At 72.3% G+C, this 10,541-nt stretch carries 11 protein-coding genes; 8 read left to right on the plus strand and 3 right to left on the minus strand.

Annotated elements, in window-relative coordinates; all coding sequences use genetic code 11:
• Positions 1-28 precede the first annotated feature (28 nt).
• The gene (folP, locus tag ABZ953_RS31630) at positions 29-889 is read right to left on the minus strand and encodes a dihydropteroate synthase (protein WP_361731052.1); all 861 of its coding nucleotides are present in this window, start codon (positions 887-889) and stop codon (positions 29-31) included.
• Between the two features lie 125 nt (positions 890-1,014).
• On the opposite strand from folP, the gene ABZ953_RS31635 reads away from it, so the two are divergent.
• Entirely contained in the window at positions 1,015-1,398 is a 384-nt protein-coding gene (locus ABZ953_RS31635; protein WP_361731055.1) for a DivIVA domain-containing protein, read from the plus strand.
• A complete protein-coding gene (locus ABZ953_RS31640) occupies positions 1,395-1,985 on the plus strand; it encodes a DNA-3-methyladenine glycosylase I (RefSeq protein WP_361731058.1) in 591 nt (196 codons plus the stop codon). The genes ABZ953_RS31635 and ABZ953_RS31640 overlap by 4 nt, the downstream gene beginning before the upstream one ends.
• A 35-nt stretch (positions 1,986-2,020) precedes the next feature.
• Here ABZ953_RS31640 and ABZ953_RS31645 read toward each other — a convergent pair whose 3' ends face one another.
• On the minus strand, positions 2,021-2,821 hold the full coding sequence (locus tag ABZ953_RS31645; RefSeq protein ID WP_361731061.1) for an enoyl-CoA hydratase-related protein: 801 nt from the start codon (positions 2,819-2,821) through the stop codon (positions 2,021-2,023).
• Between the two features lie 308 nt (positions 2,822-3,129).
• Here ABZ953_RS31645 and ABZ953_RS31650 point away from each other — a divergent pair, with 308 nt between their 5' ends.
• Positions 3,130-3,297 (plus strand): DUF3117 domain-containing protein, encoded by a 168-nt coding sequence (locus tag ABZ953_RS31650; protein WP_003966491.1) that lies wholly within the window; start codon positions 3,130-3,132, stop codon positions 3,295-3,297.
• A gap of 580 nt (positions 3,298-3,877) precedes the next feature.
• Here the strand turns inward: ABZ953_RS31650 and ABZ953_RS31655 are convergent.
• The gene (locus tag ABZ953_RS31655; RefSeq protein ID WP_361731100.1) at positions 3,878-4,576 is read right to left on the minus strand and encodes an O-methyltransferase; all 699 of its coding nucleotides are present in this window, start codon (positions 4,574-4,576) and stop codon (positions 3,878-3,880) included.
• A 154-nt stretch (positions 4,577-4,730) separates the two neighbouring features.
• On the opposite strand from ABZ953_RS31655, the gene sigE reads away from it, so the two are divergent.
• From sigE to ABZ953_RS31680, 5 genes are all read left to right on the plus strand, one after another.
• A complete protein-coding gene (sigE, locus tag ABZ953_RS31660) occupies positions 4,731-5,504 on the plus strand; it encodes an RNA polymerase sigma factor SigE (protein WP_361731064.1) in 774 nt (257 codons plus the stop codon).
• Positions 5,501-6,508 carry a zf-HC2 domain-containing protein gene (locus ABZ953_RS31665; RefSeq protein ID WP_361731067.1) on the plus strand — a complete coding sequence of 336 codons (1,008 nt, stop codon included), beginning with the start codon at positions 5,501-5,503 and terminating at the stop codon, positions 6,506-6,508. The genes sigE and ABZ953_RS31665 overlap by 4 nt, the downstream gene beginning before the upstream one ends.
• Before the next feature lie 165 nt (positions 6,509-6,673).
• The gene (locus tag ABZ953_RS31670) at positions 6,674-8,860 is read left to right on the plus strand and encodes a trypsin-like peptidase domain-containing protein (RefSeq protein WP_361731070.1); all 2,187 of its coding nucleotides are present in this window, start codon (positions 6,674-6,676) and stop codon (positions 8,858-8,860) included.
• A 214-nt stretch (positions 8,861-9,074) separates the two neighbouring features.
• Positions 9,075-9,536, plus strand: a complete 462-nt coding sequence (locus ABZ953_RS31675) for a sec-independent translocase (RefSeq protein WP_361731073.1) — start codon at positions 9,075-9,077, stop codon at positions 9,534-9,536.
• 121 nt (positions 9,537-9,657) lie between these two features.
• Complete coding sequence (locus tag ABZ953_RS31680) at positions 9,658-10,326, plus strand: hypothetical protein (protein ID WP_361731076.1); 669 nt, start codon at positions 9,658-9,660, stop codon at positions 10,324-10,326.
• The last annotated feature ends 215 nt before the right edge of the window (positions 10,327-10,541 follow it).

A 10,541-nucleotide genomic window follows, 5' to 3' on the forward strand; every position in this document is an offset into this window, starting at 1 on the left:
CCGGACTCCGTCCGGCCGAGGGCGGGCCTCAGGCCAGTCCGCGCCGTGCGACCGCCGGGGGTCGGTGTCCCGCGATCGTCGCGACCATATCCAGTACCTGCTTCGTCTCCGCGACCTCGTGGACCCGGTAGACCTGCGAGCCCAGCCACGCCGAGACCGCCGTCGTGGCGAGCGTGCCGATGACGCGCTCCTTGACCGGCTTGTCGAGGGTCTCGCCCACGAAGTCCTTGTTGGACAGGGAGACCAGGACCGGCCAGCCCGTGTCCACCATCTCGCCGAGCCTGCGGGTGGCCTCCAGGCTGTGCCGGGTGCTCTTGCCGAAGTCGTGCCCCGGGTCGATCATCACGGACTCGCGCGGAACGCCAAGACCCACGGCGCGCGCGGCCAGGCCGACCGTCACCCGCAGGATGTCCGCCATCACGTCCTCGTACGTGACGCGGTGCGGCCTCGTACGCGGCTCGGCGCCGCCCGCGTGCGTACAGACCAGGCCCACTCCGAACCGCGCGGCGACCTCCGCGAGCTTCGGGTCGACGCCGCCCCAGGCGTCGTTGAGCAGATCGGCGCCCGCCTCGCAGACCGCCTCGCCGACGTCGTGCCGCCAGGTGTCGACGCTGATCACCACGTCGGGGAAGCGCCTGCGCACCTCGGCGACGAAGCCGACCGTACGGCGCGCCTCCTCCCGCGCGGTCACCTCCTCGCCGGGGCCCGCCTTCACCCCGCCGATGTCGATGATGTCGGCGCCCTCCGCCACGGCCTGCTCCACGCGCGCGAGCGCCGGCTCGTCGCGGAACGTGGCGCCCTGGTCGTAGAAGGAGTCCGGAGTCCGGTTGACGATCGCCATGATCACCGGCTCGTGCGCGTCGAACTCGCGCCTGCCAAGCCTGAGCATTCCCTGCGGCCCTCCTGGGTCCTAGTCGCCGTTCGGCCGCCTGCGACCTTAACTGTCACAGCCGCATGGCACGATCGGACCCTGACAGTTTGAACACGGGCAGTCGAGCGTGGGGGCCTGAAGAGATGGTCATGTTCTTGTTCCTGGTCATCGCCCTCGTCGTGGTGGTCGCCGCGGTGTCCCTCGCCGTGATCGGCGGCGGTGAGAGCGGTGCGCTCGCGGACGCCGCGCCCGAGTGGCTCACCGACCCGCTGCCCCCCGACAGGCCGCTGCGCCGCGCCGACGTCGACGCGGTGCGCTTCCCGATGACGCTGCGCGGCTACCACATGGACGAGGTCGACGACGTGCTCAGCCGCCTCGGCGCCGAACTGGCCGAGCGGGACGCCCGCATCGCCGAGCTCGAGGCGGCCCTGGCGGGCGCGCAGGCCACCGCGGTCGCGGGCCCCGCCCTCTTCGAGGGGTACGAACCACAGAGGACCACCGAGGACACGAAGGGCGACGACCAGTGAGCACCGAGAGCGGCGCGGTCGCGGGCCCGGACGGCGGGCTCCGCTGCCCGTGGGGCCTGTCCACCGCGGACTACGTGGCGTACCACGACGACGAATGGGGCCGCCCGGTCCACGGCGACGACGCGCTCTACGAGAGGCTCTGCCTGGAGGCCTTCCAGTCCGGCCTCTCCTGGATCACGATCCTGCGCCGCCGCGAGGGCTTCCGTGCCGCCTTCGCGGGCTTCGAGATCGCTTCCGTCGCCGAGTTCACCGACGAGGACCGCGAGCGCCTCCTCGCCGACCCCGGGATCATCCGCAACCGCGCCAAGGTCGACGCGACCCTCGCCAACGCGCGCGTGCTCGCCGACTGGTCCAAGGGCGAACTGGACGAGCTGATCTGGTCGTTCGCGCCGGACCCGGCGACCCGTGCGGCCCCGCGGACCCTCGCCGATGTGCCCGCGATCACCGACGAGTCCACGGCCCTCTCCAAGGCCCTCAAGAAGCGCGGTATCCGCTTCGTCGGCCCCACCACGGCGTACGCCCTGATGCAGGCCTGCGGCCTCGTGGACGACCACCTCGCGGACTGCGTGGCCCGCGAGGCGTCGTAGCGGCCGCGCTCAGCGCCCGATCTCAGCGCCCGATCTCAGCGCCCGAGGTACTTGGGCTTCTCCTTCGCGATGAACGCCTGCACGGCGATCGTGTGGTCCTCGGACGCGCCCGCCCTGCCCTGCAGCTCGTCCTCCTTGTCCAGCGCCTCGTCCAGGGAGTGGCCCGCCGCGTAGGCGAGGGACTCCTTGAGCGCCGCGTAGGCCAGAGTGGGGCCGTCCGCGAGGGCGCGGGCCACCTGCGCCGCCTCGGCGGCGAGATCGGCCGCGGGCACGATCTTGTTGGCGATGCCCAGCTCGTACGCCTCCTGCGCGGAGATGTTGCGCGGGAAGAGCAGCAGATCGGCGGCGCGCCCGGGGCCGATGACCCGCGGCAGCGTCCAGGAGACGCCCGAGTCGGCGGTCAGCGCGACCCCCGCGAACGAGGTGTTGAACTTCGCCGTGTCCGCGACCACGCGGTAGTCGGCGGCGAGCGCGAAGCCGAGGCCGGCCCCCGCCGCGGCGCCGTTGACGCCCGCCACGACCGGCTTCGGCATGCTCGTCAGCGCCCGCACGATGGGGTTGTAATGCTCTTTGACCGTGCTCATCGTCTGCCCGGTGCCCGCCTCGCGGTCCGCGGTCAGCGAGCCGATGTGCTCCTTGAGGTCCTGCCCCACGCAGAAGGCGCGCCCGGTCGCGGTGAGCAGTACCGCGCGCACGGCCGGGTCCGCGGCGGCCGCCTGCGCGGCCTCCCGCAGACCGACCTTCGCCTCGGTGTTCATGGCGTTCATCGCCTCGGGACGGTTGATCGTGATCGTCGCGAGTCCGTCGCTCACCTCGTAGAGCACGCTGTCCGCCATGGTGTTCCCCTCCGCTGGTCCAGTACGTAGGAACTCAGCATGACGGAGATCATCGGGGTCCGGCATGCGGACGGAGATGTGACCTGCGTCTAACAATTTTGGGCCTGTGAGGCGTGTGGGGCGGCGAAGTATCGCAGCCACATCGCCGAATTGAGTGGTTTTGCGGGCGCGCGTTGCGCAGTCGATGCCGACCGATGTTGGTCATCGGGTCCTGCCATGCGGGATAATGGCCTGGAAGCAATGTGTTCGATGCCGGTGACACCTGGGTTGTCGGCTGCGATGAGCTGGTTTCAGGAAGGGGAACGAGCATGGCGGCCATGAAGCCGCGGACGGGCGACGGCCCGCTCGAGGTGACCAAGGAGGGGCGGGGCATCGTCATGCGAGTTCCGCTCGAAGGCGGCGGACGACTTGTCGTCGAACTGACTCCGGACGAAGCCGACGCACTCGGCGACGCCCTGAAGAAGGTCGTCGGCTGACGCGGAAGCGCCCACACTTCTCCCCTGCCCCGGCCTCGCACGACGAGCCGGGGCAGGGGTGTGTCCGCCCCGGCAAGGACGCGAGGACCCCCGCCGGGCGGCCGGTCGGATGGCGATGCGCGTGGTCGTGCAAGGGGCGCGGGGAACTGCGCGAGCAACCAGCGCCGACGGGTCGGCCGGGCGATGACGCGCGGGGCCTTACAGGGGCGCGGGGAACTGCGCGAGTAACCACGGCGGGCGGGCGGCCGGACGGCGACGCGCGTGGTCGTGCAAGGGGCGCGAGGAACTGCGCGAGCAACCAGCGCCGACGGGTCGGCCGGGCGACGACGCGCGGGCCCCTACAGGGGCGCGAGGAACTGCGCGAGCAACCCCGGCGGGCGGTCGGATGGCGACGCGCGTGGTCGTGCAAGGGGCGCGAGGAACTGCGCGAGCAACCCCGGCGGGCGGGCGGCCGGACGGCGACGCGCGGGCCCCTACAGGGGCGCGGGGAACTGCGCGAGCAACCACGGCCCACCCGCAGGCGAGCACGCACGCACACCCGACAAGACCCATCCCCGCCCAAGCCAGCGCAGCGCCACCGCTACCTCTTCACCGCGCACAGCAACCCATCCCCCACCGGCAACAACGACGGAACAAGGTCCGGACTCTCCCGCACCGCCCGCAACAGCTCCCGCAAGTGCAGCACCTCGACCGGCTGAGGCCCTGAGTCCACGGTCCTGCCGTCCGCGAAGACGCCCTCGAAGCAGACGAGCCCACCGGGCCGCAGCAGGCGCAACGATTCAGCGAGGTACTCGAGGGACTCGAGACGGTCGCCGTCGCAGAACACGAGGTCGTACCCGCCGTCGGCGAGCCGCGGCAGGACATCGAGCGCGCGCCCCGGAATGAACCGCGCACGGTTCCCGGCGAACCCGGCCGCGCGGAAGGCCTGCCGGGCGAACTGCTGCCGCTCCGGTTCGGGATCGACCGTGGTGAGGACGCCGTCGGGGCGCATGCCGTGCAGCAGGTGGATGCCCGACACTCCGGTCCCCGTACCGATTTCGGCCACCGCTTTCGCGTCAGCCGTGGCGGCCAGCATGCGCAGCGCGGCGCCCGTGCCGGGCGACACCGAGGGCAGGCCTGCCTCCCGGGCCCGGTCCCGGGCCCAGCGCAGTGCCTCGTCCTCGGCGACAAAGGCGTCGGCGAACGCCCAGCTCGTCTGCCGGTTGCCGGTAATGGCCCTCTCCTGTCCCCGTGGTTGCCTGGCCGTGACTGTATCCGTTGGGGGCGGGAACCCGCAGATGGGACCGGGCGTTATTAGAGGGTGGGAGAACAGCGGGGGTGGATGGATGGATCAAGACCGGAAGCGGGCGGCACGCAGCAGCAGGACACCTGCTGCGAAGCCCGTACCAAATTCACGTAAAAACGCTTATCCGGAGCTAACGGGCGAGGTGGTTATGGTAGGGGCTCCACTGGACACCACCAGAGCCGACAGGGGAGGTGCGGCTGCGTCCGCGAATCGGGGAGGAGCGCTCCGGCGTTTTCTCGGGTTGGCGGGTGAGCCGAAATCCGTGACCGACACCGCTGACCGCATCCGTGCCAACGACTCCGCTCAGACCGCGACCTTTGCCGCTGACGCGGAATCGCAGGCGTGGACTCCGCCCACCTGGGAGGAGATCGTCAGCACGCACAGCGGCCGCGTGTACCGCCTGGCGTACCGCCTGACCGGCAATCAGCACGACGCCGAGGACCTCACGCAAGAGGTCTTCGTCCGTGTCTTCCGGTCCCTCTCGACCTACACCCCCGGCACGTTCGAGGGCTGGCTGCACCGCATCACCACCAACCTCTTCCTGGACATGGTGCGCCGCAAGCAGCGCATTCGCTTCGACGCGCTCGGGGACGACGCCGCGGAGCGACTGCCGAGCCGCGAGCCGTCGCCGCAGCAGGTGTTCAACGACACGCACTTCGACGCGGACGTCCAGCAGGCGCTCGACACGCTTGCGCCCGAGTTCCGCGCCGCAGTGGTCCTCTGCGACATCGAGGGCCTTTCGTACGAAGAGATCGCCGCAACACTCGGCGTCAAGCTCGGTACGGTCCGCAGCCGTATCCACCGGGGTCGCTCGCAGCTGCGCAAGGCCCTCCAGCACCGGTCTCCCGAGGCCCGCGCGGAGCGCCGTTCGCTCGCGGTGACCGGAGCCATGGCGCTGGGAGGAGGGGGCGCGACCGCGTGAGTGGATCACGGTCGAATCCTGCCGAACGGCACCTAGCCGAGGCCGAGCAGCATCTGGGGGACCGGCTCGCCGCCCTTGTGGACGGCGAGTTGGGACATGACGCGCGTGAGCGCGTCCTCGCGCATCTGGCGACCTGCCCGATGTGCAAGACCGAGGCGGACGCGCAGCGTCGCCTGAAGAACGTCTTCGCGCAGGCGGCCCCGCCACCGCCTTCCGAGAGTTTCCTCGCCCGTCTCCAGGGTCTTCCGGGAGGCGGTTCCGGGCCGTCGGGAGGAACTGGCGCGCTCGGCGGTGACGAGGGGTTCGCCACCGGAGCCACCGACTCCGCGGGTCTGCCGCGGAGCGGGATCTTCGGCGTGACCCCCGACCCCTTCGTGGAGTACGTGCCCGCGGGCGCCCACGCCGCGGTCATGCCCAGCGAGCAGCAGGGCTTCCGCATCCACGAGGTCACCCGGCACGAAGTCACCCGGCACGAGGCGGAGCGGTCGCTCTGGCGCGGTCGCCGTTTCGCGTTCGCGGCGGCGGGCGCGGTGTCGCTGGCCGCGATCGCGCTCGGCGGCGTCACGGCAGGTGCGCCGGGAAGTTCGAGTGACACCCGTGCGGGTGGCTCCGGCAGCAATGTGATCCCGGAGCGCAGTCAGGGTCCGGGCACTGCCGCGACCTCCGACTCCGGGCGGCGCCGTGGCGGCGGCAATCCGCTGTCGGTGCAGGGCCAGCGCCCCGGCGCCCTGACGGCGCCGGTCGCGCCGACCGAGGTCACGGGACCGCTGCTGCCCGGACCACCCACGCAGCCGCTCCGCCCCCGCGGTTCGGTGTACGAGCTGACGGCGCCGATGGTGGCGGGCGCCGCCGCCATCTCCCCGCTGATACGTCCGGTGCCGCAGGGCCGTCGTTCCGGCATGCCGGGCATGGAGCTGCCGCAGGCGGAGGACCCGGTGGTGGCGAGGGAGGCGAATCCGGGGCGGACCACGGTGGCGTCCCCGGGCCCAGCCCGGGGCCGGTGAACGGCACGTCGCAGATGCGCTGACCCTGCGCTGACCCGACGGCGCCCTGCGCTTCCGCGGGGGAACCTGGTTGAATCCTCGGTGGGCCGTGCTCGCCGGGGATCGTGGCGGGCGCGGGGTAGACCATGCGAACGGCGTCCGCCGCGGGCCAGTTGTGGGGAGAACATGGACGAGGGGAAGCCCACGAAGGCGAATTGGTGGAGTCGCCCCCGGCCGGAAGTGCCGGGCACAGCGGACCAGTTGCCCGCGGAGACCCCACCCCCACCCCCGGAGCAGCCTCAGCCTGCCGACGAGCCCGCCCCCTTCCGTGGCCAGGCGCCCGCCGCTCCGACCCCAGAGCAGCAGCCTCAGGCCGCCGATGCGGCGGCCCCGTTCCCCGGTCAGGCGCCCGCCGCGCCGCTCCCGGAGCAGCAGTCTCAGGCCGCCGATGCGGCGGCCCCCTTCCGTGGCCAGGCGCCCGCCGCGCCGCCTCCGGAGCCGTCTCAGCCTGCCGACGCGGCCGCCGCCTTCCCTGGTCAGACGCCCGCCGCTTCTGCCTCGTCTCCGGAGCAGCCGTCGGCGCAGGCTCCCGGTGCCCCGGCCCCGGCCCCGGCCCCGGCCCAGGCCCAGGACGCGGGCGCGCAGCCTCAGGCCGCCGACGCGCCCGCTCCCTTTTCCGGCCAGATCTCCGCCGCCCCGGCTTCGGGTGCCCCGGACCAGGACGCCTGGACGTTGGACGCTCCGGCGCAGACCGCTTCGGGTGCTGCCCCGGTGCCGGGTGAGGAAGTTCCGCCTCAGGCCGTCGACTCGGCGTCCGCCCCGCACGGTGGGGCCCCCAGCGGCTCCATACCGGCCGCCGGAGCCCCGTACGGGACGGCGGGCGGTGGGATGCCCGCCCCCGTGCCCGCGCAGCATCCACCGGCCCGCGACGGTGCCCCCGCGGACCGCCCCCGGCCCCTGCACGACCCGGATCCGTACAGCACCCCGCCCTACGGCGAGCCGGGGCCGTGGGCGCCCGCTCCGCCGGTGCAGCACCCCGGGGCGACCCCGGCCCACGGCACCACCGTCCCGGCCGCCGCGCCGGGCCCCGACCCGGCCCACGGGACGCCCCCGCACGGCACGCCGGGCCCCGGCCCCACCCCGGCCCCGTACAACGCCGTCACCCACCCCCAGGCGCCCCCGCGGCCCCGGCAGCCCTACGACCCGTGGGCCGCGCCCCTCCAGCAGATCGGCTCGGTGCCTCCGGAGACCGTGGAGGCGCGGCGCAAGCGGGGCAAGCGGATGCTGGTCGGCGGGGCGGTCGTGATCGCTCTCGTGTCCAGCCTCATCGGCGGCGCGGTCGGCTCGTACCTCGAACGCAACGGCGCCGACGACGTCAAGCTCAGCCAGCCGGGCGCCGAATCCGCGGAACGGCCCAAGGACAGCGTCGCCGGTATCGCGTCGGCCGCCCTGCCCGGCGTCGTGACCCTGCACGTCAGCGGCGACTCCGCCGAGGGCACCGGCACCGGCTTCGTCCTCGACGCCAAGGGCCACATCCTCACCAACAACCACGTCGTCGAGCCCGCGGGCACCGGCGGCGAGGTGTCGGTCACCTTCAGCGGTGGCGAGACCGCCAAGGCCGAGGTCGTCGGCCGCGACTCCGGCTACGACCTCGCGGTCGTCAAGGTGTCCAACGTGCACGGCCTGAAGCCCCTGGCCCTCGGCAACTCCGAGAACGTCCAGGTCGGCGACCCCGTCGTGGCCATCGGCGCCCCCTTCGACCTGGAGAACACCGTCACCTCCGGGATCATCAGCGCCAAGGAGCGGCCCATCACCGCGGGCGGCGAGAAGGGCGACGGCAGCGACATCTCGTACGTGGACGCCCTACAGACCGACGCCCCCATAAACCCCGGCAACTCCGGCGGCCCCCTCGTCGACTCCAAGGCGCGCGTCATCGGCATCAACAGCGCCATCCGCTCCGCGGACGAGGGCTCCGCCCCCACCGGCGGCCAGGCGGGCTCCATCGGCCTCGGCTTCGCCATACCCGTCAACCAGGGCAAGCGCGTCGCCGAAGAGCTGATCAACTTCGGCAGGGCGAGGCACCCCGTGATAGGCGTCACGCTCGACACCGAATTCACCGGCGACGGCGCCCGGATCGCGGACAAGGGCAAGAGCGGCGGCCCGTCGGTCAACCGCGACGGCCCCGGCGACAAGGCGGGCCTCGAGCCGGGCGACGTCATCACCGAGGTCGACGGCCGCCCCGTGCACTCCAGCGACGAACTGATCGTCAAGGTCCGCGCACACCGCCCGAAGGACCGCCTGCGGCTGACGGTCGAGCGGGGCGGCGACGACCGTGAGGTGACCCTGGTCCTCGGCTCGGCCGACGGCGACTGACCGGGCGGTGCGGGCGGCGCGGGCCGGGCGGACGGTGGAGTCCGGGTAAAGGACTGGCCAGGACTGATCCGCGTTGTCGCGCAGCGGCTACCGGACGGACATGAGCGACGGGTACCGTGGTTCCGGTCCGGACCATGCAAGACCTGCTACGCACCACCTGCCACCCATGCACGGACGACCTGCTGCGGGCTGAGGACATCGCAAGGAGCTCTAGGTGTTCAATGACATTGGCGCACTCGAGATAGTGGCGCTGGTCGTCCTCGCCGTGCTCATTTTCGGTCCGGACAAGCTGCCGAAGGTCATTCAGGACATCTCCCGCACGATCCGCAAGATCCGCGAGTTCTCGGACAGCGCGAAGGCGGACATCCGCGAGGAGCTGGGTCCGGAGTTCAAGGACTTCGAGTTCGACGACCTGAACCCCAAGAAGTTCATCCGCAAGCAGCTCGACAACGATGAGCTCGGGATCAAGGAGATCCGCAACGGCTTCGACCTGAAGAAGGAGATGAACGAGGTCGCGGACGCCGTGCACGGCCGCGACAGCGACTCCTCCGAAGCCGGTTCGGAAGCCGCCACCGCCTCGTCCGGCGGAGCCCGCGTCGACATGCACAAGAAGTCCGCGGAGCCCAAGAAGCTCGACGCGGGCGACCCGCCGCCGTTCGACGCGGACGCCACCTGAGGCATCGCCTGAACTGCCGCCGCCAACAGGTGTGGCTATCCTGCCTTGTTGTCCGGACGTGAGGACGCCCGAGGGGGGCGGGCCGCTCCGGACACACGAGAGCGAGGAGGCGGCCGGGTACATGGAGACGACTAGTCGGGTAGGCGCGCAGGCGCCGGCCGCGGAGGGCACCGCACAAGCGGTGCCCTCCGCCCGGCGCACGATCGACGGCTACCTGCTGGCGCCCTTCCCCTGGTACGGCCTCGACGAGGCCTTCACGGGGCAGCGCTGGCTGATGCCGGTCGGCGCGACGTCGGACGGCACCGTGGAGCACGGTTCGATCGGACACGGCGAGGAGCCGTCCGTCCGTGCCGACGGCGTCCTCGGCAACAGCGACAAGGAGCGCTTCGCGGTCGTGGTGACCGTCGCGGCCAACCCCGTTCGGCGCAGCGCGGACGGTACGGGTGTCCTCGAGGCCACTTCGGTGTCCTCCGCGGCCTGGCTCGCCGGGGTCGGCCTGCTGTCGTTCACCTGGCCCATCCAGATGGACCACACCCTGCGTGACGACTGGCTCGACCAGCAGACGGAGACGGCCTGGGTCCTCGCCGACGACCTGGAGGGCTCCGACTGGTCGTCGCTGTCCCTGCCGGTGGACGGGGCACCGACCCCGTTCCACTACCGCGAGTCCGAGTACGGCTGGGTCCTCGCGGGCTCCACGAAGGAGGGCGTGCATCTGGGGGCTTACGGGCGGGGGATGAGCGCTTATGGGCTGGGGTTTTCGGTGATCGGGGACATCGGAGCGTACGCCTAGGGCGGCGGGCTGAACGGGGAAGGGGGGCGCCGTCGGGGTGACGGCGCCCCCCTTCCGCGTGTGCGGGGGTGGTGGGTCGCTGCGGGTTCGTCGTGGTTGCTCGCGCAGTTCCCCGCGCCCCTGAGAGCGCCCTTCGGGCGGCCCAAGGGGCCCGGGGTACAGCGCGGCCAGCCCCCACAGCCCGCGGGCCAAAAAACCGCCGAGCCGACGGAAAA

Source organism: Streptomyces sp. NPDC046465 (genome assembly GCF_040646035.1).
Lineage (GTDB): Bacteria > Actinomycetota > Actinomycetes > Streptomycetales > Streptomycetaceae > Streptomyces.